At 58.6% G+C, this 14,855-nt stretch carries 11 protein-coding genes and 2 pseudogenes; 6 read left to right on the forward strand and 7 right to left on the reverse strand.

Going from position 1 to position 14,855, the window contains the following annotated elements; translation table 11 throughout:
• Positions 1–27 precede the first annotated feature (27 nt).
• From ACYHH6_RS09890 to gabT, 3 genes and pseudogenes are all read right to left on the reverse strand, one after another.
• The gene (locus ACYHH6_RS09890; RefSeq protein WP_352592448.1) at positions 28–1,170 is read right to left on the reverse strand and encodes a nucleotidyltransferase domain-containing protein; all 1,143 of its coding nucleotides are present in this window, start codon (positions 1,168–1,170) and stop codon (positions 28–30) included.
• Positions 1,171–1,183: 13 nt separating this feature from the next.
• A pseudogene (locus tag ACYHH6_RS09895) lies at positions 1,184–2,376 on the reverse strand (SAVED domain-containing protein).
• A 362-nt stretch (positions 2,377–2,738) separates the two neighbouring features.
• On the reverse strand, positions 2,739–4,034 hold the full coding sequence (gene gabT / locus ACYHH6_RS09900; RefSeq protein WP_352522255.1) for a 4-aminobutyrate--2-oxoglutarate transaminase: 1,296 nt from the start codon (positions 4,032–4,034) through the stop codon (positions 2,739–2,741).
• 206 nt (positions 4,035–4,240) lie between these two features.
• Here gabT and ACYHH6_RS09905 point away from each other — a divergent pair.
• The 4 genes and pseudogenes from ACYHH6_RS09905 to ACYHH6_RS09920 form a co-directional block, all read left to right on the forward strand.
• A pseudogene (locus ACYHH6_RS09905) lies at positions 4,241–4,438 on the forward strand (transposase); the annotation flags it as partial.
• A 463-nt stretch (positions 4,439–4,901) separates the two neighbouring features.
• The gene (locus ACYHH6_RS09910; protein WP_023690608.1) at positions 4,902–5,846 is read left to right on the forward strand and encodes a dihydrodipicolinate synthase family protein; all 945 of its coding nucleotides are present in this window, start codon (positions 4,902–4,904) and stop codon (positions 5,844–5,846) included.
• Positions 5,824–7,350, forward strand: coding sequence for an aldehyde dehydrogenase (locus ACYHH6_RS09915; protein WP_352592443.1), 1,527 nt, complete (start codon positions 5,824–5,826; stop codon positions 7,348–7,350). Before ACYHH6_RS09910 ends, ACYHH6_RS09915 begins: the two co-directional genes overlap by 23 nt.
• A gap of 13 nt (positions 7,351–7,363) precedes the next feature.
• Positions 7,364–8,686 (forward strand): NAD(P)/FAD-dependent oxidoreductase, encoded by a 1,323-nt coding sequence (locus tag ACYHH6_RS09920; RefSeq protein WP_352592440.1) that lies wholly within the window; start codon positions 7,364–7,366, stop codon positions 8,684–8,686.
• Here the strand turns inward: ACYHH6_RS09920 and ACYHH6_RS09925 are convergent.
• Positions 8,683–9,597, reverse strand: coding sequence for a LysR substrate-binding domain-containing protein (locus tag ACYHH6_RS09925; RefSeq protein ID WP_352592437.1), 915 nt, complete (start codon positions 9,595–9,597; stop codon positions 8,683–8,685). The two genes, ACYHH6_RS09920 and ACYHH6_RS09925, sit on opposite strands and share 4 nt — an antisense overlap.
• A 330-nt stretch (positions 9,598–9,927) precedes the next feature.
• Here ACYHH6_RS09925 and ACYHH6_RS09930 point away from each other — a divergent pair, with 330 nt between their 5' ends.
• Together ACYHH6_RS09930 and ACYHH6_RS09935 are read left to right on the forward strand one after the other, a co-directional pair.
• The gene (locus ACYHH6_RS09930) at positions 9,928–10,695 is read left to right on the forward strand and encodes an SDR family NAD(P)-dependent oxidoreductase (RefSeq protein WP_352522259.1); all 768 of its coding nucleotides are present in this window, start codon (positions 9,928–9,930) and stop codon (positions 10,693–10,695) included.
• A gap of 9 nt (positions 10,696–10,704) precedes the next feature.
• Complete coding sequence (locus tag ACYHH6_RS09935) at positions 10,705–11,469, forward strand: SDR family NAD(P)-dependent oxidoreductase (RefSeq protein WP_352522260.1); 765 nt, start codon at positions 10,705–10,707, stop codon at positions 11,467–11,469.
• 37 nt (positions 11,470–11,506) lie between these two features.
• Here ACYHH6_RS09935 and ACYHH6_RS09940 read toward each other — a convergent pair whose 3' ends face one another.
• The 3 genes from ACYHH6_RS09940 to ACYHH6_RS09950 all read right to left on the reverse strand — a co-directional run bounded on the left by ACYHH6_RS09940 (position 11,507) and on the right by ACYHH6_RS09950 (position 14,554).
• Positions 11,507–12,352, reverse strand: a complete 846-nt coding sequence (locus ACYHH6_RS09940) for an ABC transporter permease (RefSeq protein ID WP_023690615.1) — start codon at positions 12,350–12,352, stop codon at positions 11,507–11,509.
• A 33-nt stretch (positions 12,353–12,385) separates the two neighbouring features.
• On the reverse strand, positions 12,386–13,537 hold the full coding sequence (locus ACYHH6_RS09945; RefSeq protein ID WP_352522261.1) for a quaternary amine ABC transporter ATP-binding protein: 1,152 nt from the start codon (positions 13,535–13,537) through the stop codon (positions 12,386–12,388).
• 81 nt (positions 13,538–13,618) lie between these two features.
• Entirely contained in the window at positions 13,619–14,554 is a 936-nt protein-coding gene (locus ACYHH6_RS09950; protein WP_352592431.1) for a glycine betaine ABC transporter substrate-binding protein, read from the reverse strand.
• Positions 14,555–14,855: the final 301 nt, after the last annotated feature.

Genomic DNA, 14,855 nt, shown 5'->3' on the forward strand with positions numbered 1-14,855 from the left:
GCGCCTCGCTGCGGACGAGACCGGCGGTCAGCAGGGCCGGTGTACTGAGCCGAGCGGCCGAACGTCGCCGCGTCTGGTCCGCAATGCCGACACCAACGCCTTGGCAAGTTGCTCGGTGATCAGTTCCTTGTTCGACAACTGCGCCAACGCCGTGAAGTCGGCGCGGGCCTTTCGCAGCCAGTTGTGGAATTCTTTCTCCCGCTTTGGATGCTCCTTCCACTTGTCGGCGAAGTTCTCCAGCGGATCGCTGGGATTGGCGATGAGACGGCTGCCGTCCGCCGCGGTACCGATGAAGCTGTCCATCTTCGTCACGATCACGAACAGCGCCTCAGCGATCTTCTCCTCTCCGTCGTAGGAGTGGGCGGCGAGCGTCGTCAGGATGATCGAGATCGGCTTGTCGTCGTCGCTGCGGTCGGTGTACATGATGTCGCGATGGCGCTTCAGGATCATGATTGCGTACTGCAACGCGGTGCGGATCCGGTAGTCCGGAATCGGTTCAGTGCCGGCCCTCACGCCTTTCTGAAGAAGCTCATTCTTGCGCTTTTCGTAGGCTTTGGCCATGCGTGTCAGAAACCATTTCAGATAGCCGCGTGGATTCGAACGCTGCCAATCGGCCGCGATAATCTGGTAGTGCGGGTGGCGGTTGTCGGTGATCGAAATCGCGGTCTCGGCGAGCGAAACATCGAAGCCGCGCGTTTTCAGGAGTTGGGTCAGTTCGCCGCCACTCGGAATTCCGGGCGTGACGTCCATGTGGAATTGAGCTTCGTCCGCGTACGGCTGCCTCCAGCAGCGGCGATGCTCCTCCAACGGCTTGATCATTTTCTTGCTGCGGGCGTACAGCCTCATCTCGATTTCGAGCAGGCGCTTTAGATTGGCCTGCGTGGTATCGTTTTTCGTCAGGCGCTGAAACTCGCAGACGGCATCGATGTCGTAGTGCTCGTCCGCGGTGAGCGGTGGCGTGACGGTGCCGAGACCGAACGACCCCTGGACGTGGACTTGGGGCCCGTATTTCCGAATTGTCGACTCCGGTCGGTTGAGCCAGTCACCCAGCGATTTGTAGCTCGTCTCCGCCTGTTCGTATCGATGTTCGGGAATCTCGAGTTCTTTGGCGAGGTTTTCGAGAACTTCGTCAGCCTCTGGGGTGATCGTCGGGCTCAAATGCATGTTCATAAAAAACTCCTGATTAGCTGGCGTGTCCAAGTTCATGGGCGAAAATGAAGCCGCCGAGCTTCTTGTTTTGATCGTAGATCTTGAGAGCGGGGTGCGCCTTCGGCTGCGAAGCGCGACCAGCTTCGACAGCCGCGGAAATTGGAACGGCGGGAAACACGTGTACCATCGTGTTCTCGCCATGGGCGATCTTTATGGCATCCAGCGTTGTTCTGAAAAGACGCGCGAACTCGGCCAGATCAGCCTGGCTGCGCATGATGTCATTATGAGCGCCGTCGGCCGTGATGGACCAGATCGCCGCATCGTTGCCGAGCCTGCGTGGATCCGATCGTCTACGACGGGTGCGCTGACCGCCAGCTTCAGCGCGACCTTTCCGGCCAGACCGGACGGCCGCAGGACGTTGAACTTGAGCGGCGGAGCGTTCGGGTCCCACCTCCAGCCCTTGGGGCTGCGCAGCAACTGCCGGACGTCTGCAGTTGCGATGTCGGAGATCAGACGCCCTAGCTCGATCAGGAGCGGGATCGGCGCCAATCCGAACACTGTTAGGCGACGGATTTCCTGCCGCTCCATCCGCCCACGAACTTTCTCGGCGAAGCCGGCCCGCAGGTTGCGGATCTGTATGCGCCAGAAATCCGGTTCGTGATCGGATAGATCGAGCGTCGCGAGATCGAGATCTATCCAGCCGTCGTCAAGCGGATAGCGATCCGGGATCATCGACCATTTGAGGTCGCCTTTGGCCACGGGAGATTCGTTGGTCCCGATCTTCGCAGCGTATCGAATGACATGACTGCTCATATCCTCGTCGATGGCTGTGACCGTCCGGATTCGGTCTTCGTGGCGACGCTTCATTGCCATCAAGAGATCGGCGGGATGCTCAGCAACCATCTCGCGATCGAAAACGCGGTGGTGACGGTCGCAGACGAGCATCAGGTTATCCGGCTCCTGGGCAAGTTTCGGTGATTGAATCGGATCGCCTCGCGGCCCATCCTCCGAGTCCGCAATGATGTGCCCGATATAAGCCGCGTTAGCGTTGACAGCTCCCGACACCTCGTCGCCGATCAATAGGGCATTGCATCCCGCATATTGACACCGTCCCGCAGCGCGGCCCCATACGATGTTCTTGACCTTGTCGGGTAGCGGTCGCCGACGTCCGCGACGCGGCTCTGCTGGCACGCGATCTTTCATCTCGAGTTCTGCAACCAGACTCATGTTTTTTCGTCTCGCGGTTGATGTTGCGCTTCGTTTGTTTGCGGCAAGCCTGAGCCAGCCGCGAAACCCCAGTTATTCCTCCGCTACTCGGCGCGCCGAGTAGCGAATTTACGTTGCCCTGCCTCAATACAGGGGACGTACCTTGGGTCGGCGTCGGAGGAACACAACATTCGCTTCCGGGCACACAACTTTGGGCGCCCGATCTCCAAGGCGTGCTTCCCGACGACAGGGCGCTGCCAAATCGGCGCAGCACTCATAGATCAACTGTGCCGAAAGGGGGCGGTGTGAATCCGACCCGCCAGATCAGAATTACGAGGCGGTCGGCGGCTCCACTGGTTACCTCCGCGTCCCTCGCCTTCGCGCTAGGCTTGGAGTTCAGACATATCTTCCATTGATCGACCAAGGATAGATATGGCTTCGTCCAAAATGTCGTTCGAAGTTGTGAGCGGCACAAGAAAGCGGATCACGTTGTGAAAGCGTCCTGCCGAGGCCAGCAGCAGGCCGTTTCGAGCGGCTTCTTGGATGATTCTCGCGGTGACATCTGTCGCCGGCTCGCGGCTGACGCTATCCGTAACCAATTCTATGCCAATCATTGCGCCGAGCCTCCGGATCTCGCCGATCTCTGCATGGTTGCTTCTAATTCGGAGGCGCTCGAATCCCGCTTGTAGGCGCGCACCGATTTCTTCCGCCCGAGTGAGCAATCCTTCGTTCTCAACAACGTCTAGGACTGCCAGTGCGGCTGCGCATGCCAATGGATTACCCGCGTAAGTGCCCCCAAGCCCCCCTCGGTGAACCGAGTCCATGATCTCGGCCTTGCCGATCACGGCTGCAAGTGGCAGGCCGCCCGCAAGGCTCTTGGCGGCAGCTATCAAATCCGGCTGAACGTCAAAGTTTTCTATGGCGAAAAGCCTGCCCGTCCGTCCGAAACCCGACTGGACCTCATCAGCGACCAAAACTATGGCGTGAGTGTCGCAGATCTGTCTAAGGGCTTTAAGGAATTCAGAGGACGCCGGCAGGAATCCACCTTCGCCCTGCACCGGCTCAATGAAAATTGCGGCTACTTCTGAGGCATTGAGTTCTGTTTCAAACAGAGCATGGAGGGCTGACAGGGCGTCTTGCGTGCTGATTCCGCGATAAGCGTACGGGAACGGAACACGATAAATGTCTCCTGGAAATGGACCAAAACCCATCTTGTAAGGGTTTACTTGGGCTGTCATTCCTAGCGTCAGGAGCGTTCGGCCATGAAAGCTTCCGCTAAACACAATAATTCCCCGGCGGCCCGTGTGGTAACGAGCGATCTTAACTGCGTTCTCGACTGCTTCCGCGCCTGTTGTAACGAGCAGGGTCTTGGCTGGAGCCATCGGTGCAAGAGCATTTAGTCGCTCGGCCAAGGCAACATAGCCTTCATATGGGGCAGTTCCAAAAAAGGTGTGAGTGAAGCGATTCAACTGATCGCGAACCGCTGCTACGATTCCAGGATGCGAATGACCAACAGCGAGGGCACCCATTCCACCCACGAAGTCGATGTAACGTCGTCCGTCAACGTCCCAAAGCTCTGCGTTAAGAGCTCTATCAGCAAATATTGGGAACGCGCACGCTACACCACTGGGAACCGCCGCTCTGCGCCTGCTATCAAGTTCACGGTTTGTGACGCTCATGTTTTGTTCCTTTGCCAACAGGCAAATTACTTGGCTGCGGGCCGTTTAGTCGTCAGCTTTTGGACTCGCCGATTAGCAGCGCACGATCAAAGGGTTAGGGACGACTAGCACGTATCTAAACCTTGCGGAGAGGCAAAAATATAGCTTGCCGATTGAGTTTAATTCGAGTGGCTCCTCGAGGTGGATCGGTAGATTAGATTGCGTAATACGTCAAACCCACCAACATGCTGGAGCGGCTCAACGAGGAAATCCGCCGGCGCACCTATGTCGTGCGCATCTTCCCCAATACCAAAAGCTGCCTGCGCTTGGTCAGGGCTTTGGCCGTCGAGACCAATGAAAACTGGATGGAGGCCAACCGATACATCAATATGGACGACCTGCGCGACCTTTCACCGTCGCCGTAAGCGACGAACGGCGGAGCGCTCGCGGAGTTGCTACGCATCGAATTGGTCGATGCTCCAATGACACGTTATGAGCTCACGCTTCGCCGCGGCATGGGACTGTTTTCAACAGGCTCTCAAGCGTACTTCGATCGCGGCTCGAGACAATCGAACGATACTGCGTGCTCTCGTGACTAGATATCAAACAAAACCCCGGATTTGAGGTGACGATACCACCTTCTGGAGTTTCTCAACAGTCTCGAGCCAAGACGATGTACCATCATAATCCCCGATTGGCCAAGGGTTAGTAGCCGTCGATGAGCGACTTGCTCGTGTCAGGCGGCTGCGGCCATACGCCGGTTCTCGCAGGTATGCTCGATCAGCCCGAGCCGCAAAAAAGTTCCCTGCCAGGTGAATTTAATTCGACTGCCGCCGCTCCTCAGCTTGCATATAACACTGGCCAATAGCCCGAATTGGAGTCAGGCAGATGTCGTTCAAAGGCGTTATTCCGCCCGTCACAACGCCCTTTCATGCGGACGGATCGATCGACCGTGAAGGCTTCTGCGTCATGGTCGAGCACTTGGTCTCAACTGGGGTCCACGGTATCATCGTTGGTGGTACGACAGGAGAGTACTACGCCCAGTCACGCGACGAGCGTGTTAGCCTGCTTAAGCTTGCGAGGAGCGTGGTGAAGGGGAAGATGCCCCTGATCGCCGGCGTCGGCTCCATTCGCACCGACGACTGCATTGAATACGGGCTAATTGCAAAGGACCTCAAGTACGACGGCATTCTAATCGGCTCGCCGTATTACGCTGTTCCCACGCAGCTCGAACTTGCCAATCATGCACTTGCGATCGACAAGGCCGCCAATCTACCGGTGATGCTCTACAACTACCCCGGTCGCACTGGAACGATGATGGATCTAGAGTTCCTGGACCGCGTCGGTCGCAGCTCCAATTTCTGTGCCATCAAGGAATCTAGCGGCAGCATGAACCAGCTGCATGCCTTGGCTCGCGACTATCCGCATATCGACCTGTTCTGCGGCATGGATGATCAGGCGCTCGAATTCTTCGCCTGGGGCGCAAAAGGGTGGGTCTGTGGCGCCGGCAACTGCCTGCCGGCAGAGCACCTCGCGCTGTACGAAGCCTGCGTGATCGAGAAGGACTTCACCAAGGGCCGGCAGATCATGTCGGCGCTTCTGCCACTGATGAGGCTTCTCGAACAGGGCGGCAAATTCGTCCAGAGCATCAAGTTCGGGTGCGAGCTGGCTGGATTGCCCGCTGGGCCCGTGCGCCTGCCGATGCGGGCACTCGGCGACGAACAGAAGCGGGAACTCGAGTCGACGATCCGCACCCTTAAGGCAGTCATCGCGTCAATCACTGCAAAATCCCAGAAGAGGGCTTCCGAGAATGTCATCGCTATTAACGCGTGATGAGTACCAGAACCTAGCCGACAGCCTGCCACTGCCGACCAGCGCAGTAATTAACGGCAAAGCGCGGGCGGCACAATCTGGGGATACTTTCGAGACCATCAATCCCGCGACAGGGCAGGTCATCGCCAAGATCGCTTCCTGCGGCCAGGCCGATGTCGATCTCGCTGTCGAGAAGGCACGACTGGCCTTCGAATCGGGCGCTTGGTCGCGTGCGCATCCGAGCGAGCGCAAGCGCGTGCTGCGGCGCCTGGTAAAGCTGATAAAACGCAACGCCCATGAGCTTGCCGTGCTTGAGACGCTCGAAAGCGGCAAGCCGATCTACGACGTCGAAACCATAGACATCCCCGAAGCCCTGCATTGCTTGGAATGGCATGCGGAAGCCACCGATAAGCTTTATGGCCAGACGTCACCTTCGGGCGACGATGTCGTGTCGATGATCGTGCGCCAGCCGCTGGGCGTAGTCGCCTGCGTTCTGCCTTGGAATTTCCCGATCCTCATGCTGGCCTGGAAGATCGGTCCGGCACTTGCGACGGGCAACTCCGTCATTGTCAAGCCGGCCGAGCAGACCAACATGTCGACGTTGCGGATCGCCGAACTGGCGCATGAGGCCGGGTTGCCATCAGGCGTCCTGCAAATCGTCACTGGTCCGGGCGAAGTGACCGGCAAGGCACTCGGCGTGCATCCCGATGTCGACATGGTTGCCTTCACCGGTTCAACTGACGTCGGCCGGAAATTCTTGGAATATTCCGCCAAGTCCAATCTTAAGCGCATCGTGCTCGAATGCGGGGGAAAGAACCCATGCATCGTGCTGGAAGACGCGGAGAATCTCGATGTTGTGGCGCAGCATGTCACCCAGGCCGTCTTCTGGAACATGGGCGAGAACTGCTCGTCCAATTCCCGCGTGATCGTGCACGAGAAGATCAAGGACCGCTTGGTGGAAACGGTCCTCCACAAGCTCAAGGAATGGCCCATGGGCGAGCCGTTGGATCCGGGCAATCGGCTGGGCGCCATTGTGTCCAAGGAGCAGTTCGACCGCATCATGGGCTACATCAAGAAGGGGCGGGCGGAAGGCGCCAGGATCGTCATGGGCGGCAACGCCCACAAGCATGGCAAAGGCTATTTCATCGAGCCGACCGTATTCGACGATGTCACGCCCGAAATGACGATTGCGCGAGAGGAGATTTTCGGTCCAGTGCTGTCGGTAATCAAAGTGGCCAACGCTGACGAGGCGCTCCGGGTCGCTAACGATACTCAATACGGGCTTGCAGCTTCAATCTTTACCGCCAATCTCGGCAAGGCGCATCGCATCGCAAGGGACATTCGCGCCGGGACGGTGACGATCAACTGCTACGGCGAAGGGGATGTCTCGACTCCCTTCGGCGGCTTCAAGCTTTCGGGCTTCGGGGGAAGAGACAAGTCATTGCATGCCCATGACCAATATACTGAACTGAAGACCATCTGGGCGGACATCTCCGATCCTAAAGTCTCTCGTTCGGTAGACTAGCCTGGTCGCACCGATGAGCGATTATGAGGCTGTCCGCACGCCTGCGGATACATCCATGCCCGGTTGGTACGGTATTCTGCCGCCTCCCAAGGCACCTGAGGTGCTGCGCGGCCGTCATAAGGCGGACTGGCTCATTGTAGGAGCTGGATTTGCTGGCTTGGCGGCCGCGCGGCGCCTCTCACAACTGGTGCCGAACGAGCGCATAGTGGTGTTAGACGCTCAGCGCGTCGGCTGGGGTGCTGCCGGGCGCAACTCCGGCTTCATGATCGACCTTCCGCACGAGCTCGGTGGGGAGCATTACGGCGGAAGGCAGGATCAAGACCGCAAGCGCATCCGCATGAACCGGGCCGCGATCGAATTCTCTGCTTCGGCTGCGGACGAATACGGGTTGCAGAAATACTTCGTTCGAGCCGGCAAGTACCATGGAGCTGCAACTGATCACGGTGTTGCGGTCCTGCGCGAATTCGAAAAGCACCTGACCGGGCTAGGCGAGCCATTCAAGCGGCTCGACGGGCCGCAGTTGAAGGAAATCACCGGTACCGACTTCTTCCTCAGCGGCACCTTCACGCCGGGAACGGTAATGGCACAGCCGGCCGGCTTCATACGTGGACTCGCCCAAGGCTTGTCGAGGCGTGTGCAGCTATTCGAGAATTCCCCGGTCACATCTTTACAGACCGGCAAACTGCATACTGCCAAGACGGCTGAGGGCGAGATCACCGCGCCGCGGTTGATACTGACAGTCAATGGTCATCTCGAAAGTTTTGGTTACTTTAAGAATCGCCTGCTGCACGTGTTCACCTACGCTAGCATGACGAGGCCGCTTTCCAAGAGCGAACAGACAGCGGTCGGAGGTGAGCCGCATTGGGGCTTGATCCCGGCCGATCCGATGGGATCAACCATCCGGAGGATCGGCGATCGGATCGTCGTCCGCAACACCTTCACCTATAATCCGGACATGTCCACCAGTGAGAAGCAGATCCGTCGGATCGGCGCCGTGCACGACCGATCATTCCAGTCGCGCTTCCCGATGCTGGGTCAAGCACCGATGGAATTTCGCTGGGGAGGCCACTTGTGTCTCTCTCTCAATTCCGCGCCAGCATTCGGCGAGATTGAAGACAGAGTCTTCGTTGCCGGATGCTGCAATGGCCTGGGAACGGTTCAGGGCACCCTCTACGGGATGCTGGCTGCCGATCTTGCCGTTGGCAGTAACGAGCCAATGGTTGCAGACGCCCTGAAAGAGCCAAGCCCGATTCAGCTTTATCCAGAACCGCTGATTTCGATCGGCGCGCCGGTGAAGTTGTGGGCGATGCAGAAGCGCGCCGGCAGAGAGCTCTAGTAGCTTTCTCGTTCTTGCGCCGCCACTTCCCGGATCCAGCTACGCAGGCTCTGGGCGGCAGGGGAAAGCGTACGATTTTGATACCATGTGAGATAGTAGCTGCCAGGGGCTGGGAGCTCGAGATCCGTCAGTCTGACGAGTTTTCCCTCGTCAATCTGCGCCTTGACAAGGCGATGCCACCCAACAGCCACCCCTTGATCGGCCTGAGCTGCCTGAAGCGCAACGAAGAACTTGCCGAAGCGCCGACCGCGGGTCGGACCATTCGAGACCCCCGCGCGTCGGAGGACCTCGTCCCAGCCAGCCCAGTCGGGATCCACCCAATCTACATGCAGCAGGGGAAGATCGGCCAAGGATTCCGCCGTTGCATCGCGGTGCCTGCTTGCAAACCCAGGCCCGCATACTGGGTAGATTGTTTCATTGAAAAGGAGCTCAGCATCTTCATTCGACCACGATCCGAACCCGTAGCGGATGCGCAATTCGACCTCGGCGCGGCGGTAATCGCGGGGATTGTCCGAGATAAGGTGGTCAACAGCGATATCCGGGTACCTCGTCCAAAAATCCGGCATTCGCGGGATCAGCCACGTTGACGCGAAGGCGTCCGTGCATGCCAGCGTGACGTTCTTGGAACGGTCACCGTGTTTCACATTTCGGACGATATCTGCGGCCCGCGAAAAACCGGTAGCCAACACGCCGTAAAGGTCTTCGCCGGCGCTTGTCAGCGCCACACCGGTTCCTAATCGGGTAAACAGCGGAACTCCGAGTTCGTCCTCGATCGCCTTGATCTGCCGGCTCACGGCGCCGGGAGTAACGTTCAGTTCCGCAGCAGCCAATTTGAATGACAAGTGCCGGGCAGACGCCTCGAAAACAGCCAAAGCAGTCAGGGACGGAAGGTCATAGTAGCGGCGGACCATCTCAAGCTCCAAACACTTCAATATTCGCCCGGCGCGACAGATTGGGCAAGCGAACCCCAAGATATCGGCAAATCATTTATAAGTGACGGACTATGGCTGCGATCCCCGAGCCATCTCCACAACATAGGGAAACGGTACGCACCCTGCTGCGCGATCTGCGACGCTGCCCAAGCCCATGTCCGACGCAGCTACACCTTAGCATGTCCATGGCAATATCTGGGCTCAACTACTCAACAAGGGAGTGAGACTTTTGCAGGGCCGCCCCACTGGTCTTCGCCCGCCGTTGAGAGATTATGAGCCTAACTTTCCCTCTCAGAGATGGCTTGAGCTATGACTGGCATTGAAAAGAAAACGGCGGTGATCACAGGCGCGGCGGGAGGTATCGGCCAAGCGATCTCCAAGCAGTTCGTCGCGAACGGCTTTCATGTGATTGCCGGAGACGCCGACCAGGCTGGCCTAGACCAGCTCGAGGCCGAACTCAATCGAATCGGACAGAATGTCTGGAGCAAGGCCGGCGACCTCAGGAACAAGGCTTATTGCGAAGATTTGATCGACTATTCCATCCAGATCACAGGCAGGCTGGACGTGCTCGTCAACAATGCGGGGATCATCACGAGGGGCAATATCCTCGAGACGACCGATGAGGATTGGGAGCGGACGTTCGACATCAACCTCACATCGATATTCTACACATGCCGAAGGGCGATCGGCCATATGACGGGCCACGGCGGCGGCGCGATCGTGAACATCGCATCGTGCTGGGGACTTTATCCCGGACCCGGGCATCCCGCCTACTGCACCAGCAAGGCGGCAGTAGCAGCGTTCTCGAAGTGCCTTGGCCGCGATCATGCCGGTGACCGGATACGAGTCAACGCGGTGTGTCCAAATGAGGTCAACACGCCGATGCTGCGCACGGGCTTCGCCAAGCGCGGCTTCAATCCCGACACTGCCATAGCGGAGCTCAACAAGACGGTTCCGCTCGGGCGCATTGCTGAGCCGGAAGACATCGCCGATGCGGTGTATTTCTTGAGTTCCGATGCCGCCCGCTACATCGCCGGCACGGCCGTTGAAGTGAACGGCGCCAAGCCGGTCTATTGAGGACACCCCATGGCTGACAGACTTGCAGGAAGAATTGCCATCATCACTGGCGGCGGCCGTGGCATCGGCGCCGGCATCACGCGACGTTTCGTGGAGGAAGGGGCCAAGGTTGCCATTGTGCAGAGGAACCCGCCACCCGACGAGATCCTCAACGATCGCACCTTTTACGTGAAGGCGGACCTTGCGAACTCCGAGCACATCGTTTCGGCCGTTCAGGCCGTCGTCGAGCGATTTGGCGGCCTTGACATCCTCGTCAACAACGCCGGGATCATGTTCGAGAAGACCGTCGAGGAAATGACCGAGACGGACTGGGACCAGATGATGAAGATCAACCTCAAGGCCCCATTTTTGTTAACGAAGGCGGCAATGCCGCATCTTCGCAAGCGAGGCATTGCAAGCATTGTTAACATCGGCTCGATTGAAGGCTTGGCGTCTAATCCGGGTCACCCTGCATATTCCGCTTCGAAAGCTGGCATTCACGGCTTTACAGCAGCCGTCGCCGTGGACCATGGGCACGAGGGTATCCGGTGCAATGCCATTGCGCCGGGCTGGATCAATTCTGACCTCAGTGAGATCTACATCGACAGCATGGCTGACGGTTCGCGTGTCCGCAGGGAACTGTTCGCAATGCATCCGGTTGGACGTCTTGGTGAGCCGACTGATGTCGGAAACCTTGCCGTTTGGCTTGCCTCGGAAGAAAGCTCCTTCGTGACCGGGCAGGTCTACGTCATCGATGGGGGACGCACCAAGAAGTTGCCACTGCCGATTGCGTGACGAGGAGAAGCCCGCCATTGACCGGGCTTCATGTTTGTCAGGCCCTCGGATCAACTTTCTCGCTAATCCGCCTGGTGATGCGATCGATCAGGATTGCCAAAACAACGACCGCAAGGCCAGCTTCGACGCCCCTCCCAACCTGGAGACGAGAGATCGACCGAATGATTTCGTCGCCCAGGCCGCCAGCGCCGATCATGGAGGCGATGATGACCATGGATAGCGACATCATCACGCATTGGTTGACGCCTGCCATAATCGAGCGGAACGCCAGCGGCAATTTGATCAGGAACAGCACGGCCAGGCGACTTGCGCCAAAGGCCTCCCCCGCCTCGACCATTTCCGGCTCAACCATCTTGAGACCATGGGCCGTGAGCCTGATCGGCAGCGGCATGGCGAAGAAGATCGTCGCAACGATGCCCGGAACCGTTCCAACGCCGAAGAAGAACACGGCTGGAACGAGCAGCACGAACGGAGGCATCGTCTGCATGAAGTCGAGTATTGGCTCAGCCACCGCGTTCAAGCGCTTCGATTCAGCAATGAGAATGCCGATTGGTATCCCGATGGCCAGGGCGACAACGGCTGCCGTAAGCACCAGGGACAGTGTCACCATCGCCGGCGCCCAGAGATTCATGACGAGGATGAAGGCCAGCCCACATCCACTGAGGATAGCCAGCGAGAGCCGCGCGAGCAGGACACCAGCGGCCATAACGGTCGTGATGCTCAGCCAGGGCGGCGCACTCGTCAGGACCGTGGCCAAGGGCTGCTGTATGCCCAGGATCACGGTCGAGATGAAATCGAAGACAAATCCGAAATGCATTGAGAGGTAGGACGTGAACTCGTCGATTGACGCGGCAACCGTGCCTGCAAACTCCGAAAAATCCATCCTCATGATCCTCAGCTAGAGTCGTTTGAATCGTTATTGTGTCGCGCGTTCTGCCACGGCGTTTGCCCTCGTCGTGTCGGCAGCTTTCGGTTTCTCGATCTTCGGCGTCGCGCCGGCTAACGAGGAATGGGCCGCGAGCGCTCTGAGAACGGACTTAGGGGTAACCGTCCCGACGGGCGTTCCGTCGTTCTGAACCACGATAAAAGCGCGCTGCTCTTTCGCCAGCTCATCGAGATAGGGGGCGACCAGATCGTCGGGCGCGAGCTTTACGAAGTCTTTCGACAGATGTTTCGTCCATTCCGAGATCGGCCTGTTCGCCAGTTCCACCGGCGGGCAGACGGCGTCCATAGCTTGGCCAGCCGACAGCACCTTGAAGACATCGATGCCCCGCACGAAGTCCCTGACGTAGTCGCTGGCGGGGGAGAGCACGATATCGATCGGCTGGCCTTCCTGGACGACCTCTCCGTTGAGGAGAATAGCGATGCGGTCACCGATCGTTGCCGCTTCGTTTGGGTCGTGTGTCACAAAGACAATCGTCTTGTTCAGAGTGCTCTGAAGCCGAAGCAACTCCTGTTGCATCTCCTCGCGAATGAGCGGGTCGAGCGCGCTGAACGGCTCATCCATCAGTAGCACCGGCGTGTCCATCACCAGGGCACGCGCCAGGCCAACGCGCTGGCGCATGCCGCCGCTAAGGTTGGACGGCTTTCGGTCGCCCCATCCGCTGAGCCCTACGAGTTCGAGTGCCTTGCCTGCGCGCTCGCGTCGCTCCTTGCGTCCGACCCCGGCGACACGGAGCCCAAACGCAACATTTTCGATGACCGACATGTGCGGCAGGAGCGCAAAATGTTGAAACACCATTCCGATCATGCTGGAGCGGATCTGGCGGAGTTCCTTTTTGCCGGCTTTCGTGATGTCCTGCCTATTGACCACTATCTGGCCGGCAGTGGGGTCGACAAGGCGGTTGATGCAGCGAAGAAGGGTCGATTTCCCGCTGCCTGAGAGACCCATTACGACGAAGATTTTCCCGGTTTCAATGGTCATGTTGATGTTGTTGAGCGCGACGAAACCGCCGCCCTCGTCGGGGCCGCAGGCGCCCGAACGCAGTCTGTCCAGTTTCACTTCGGGGTTGCCGCCATAAATCTTGTAGAGATCCTTGATCTCGACGGCCGGCTTTCGCGTGCTCATTCGAGGCTCCCGCGCATAATACAGGTGGTGATGCAGGGTCGGCGCGGACCCCGCACTCTTGGGAGGATGCGTGCTTCGGGATCAGGCGAGCCACGGCTCGATAATGCCCTTGCCTTTCACTTCGCCGATCCACTTTGAGGCGGCGTCTTCAGGCTTTATCCCGCCGTCGATCCAGCCCATGATCTTGGCTTCGTCGCCATTCGGGATGTGGAACCTTGTCAAAAATGCCTGGGCCTTCGGGAAGTTCGATTCAAAGTCCTTCGACGTAACGTGGAAACAGTAGAAGGGCTCTGACATCATCGTCTTCTTGGGATCCTCGAGATACCTCATCTTGAATTTGCTCCACATCGGGAGCGGCTCCCAAGTGGTGACCACGATTGGTTCGTTCTTCGAGTAAGCCCGCTGGAAGGCCGCTTCCATGGCAGCTTCGCTGCCCGGGACCAGATTGAGCTTGAGACCGTAAGCCTTCACCGTTGCATCCGCGGACTGCATGAGGCCGGAGCCGGCGTCGATGCCGATGATGCCGCCTGGGAACTTGTCGGCGTGGTCGTTGAGCTCGGCGATGCTCTTGATGTCTACATAGTCCGGAACGGCAAGGCCCTGCGTCATCGGGCCTTCCGCAACGCCGACGACTTTGATGGAACCGGCGACTTTCTTTACATAGTCCGCCTGGCCGCCGTGATAGGCGCCTTTCAGCGGGCCCATCCCCTGCATATAGGAGTTCGAATAGAGGTCGGCCTTCCCGGTTTGAAGCGAGGCATAGATCACGCCTGGCTCCGCCTGCAGCGGCTGGACCTTGTAGCCGAAATTGTCCTCGATGAGCTTCGCGCCGACATAGGTGATTGCCAGCGCGTCGGACCATGCCGCGAAGGCATAGACCAGCGGCCGGGACGCGTCGGCCCTGGCGCCCGTCGTCAGGCCGCTCATGACAAGCGCGGCGGCGCCGCCTGCTTTCAGCAAGGTTCTGCGCGACGTGCTCGCGCTGAGTACATTATTGACGAGATTTGGCCTTGGCATTCAAATCCTCCTGTCGCTACCCATCTGATGCCTAGATGAGTCCGAGGTTGTCGTTTTTGTTCACCTCGTCTGATCCGGGAATGGGCTATTCTGTTCTTGCCCGGCACCAAGCAAGAAACGTGCTACCACGGAACCGCGGGAGCCAGCCGACGCAAAAAAGTCGCCTCCCGATTGACTTTAGTTCGCTCGCTTTGCGGCAATGCATCATCATCTCTGCCTGTCGGGATGCCTACGGTCATGGCCGATTACGTCCAAGTTTCCGCGGTATCCGTAAGGCTGAGCTGCGACGTGGAAAGCTCCG

It is taken from the genome of Mesorhizobium sp. P171375 (genome assembly GCF_057786075.1).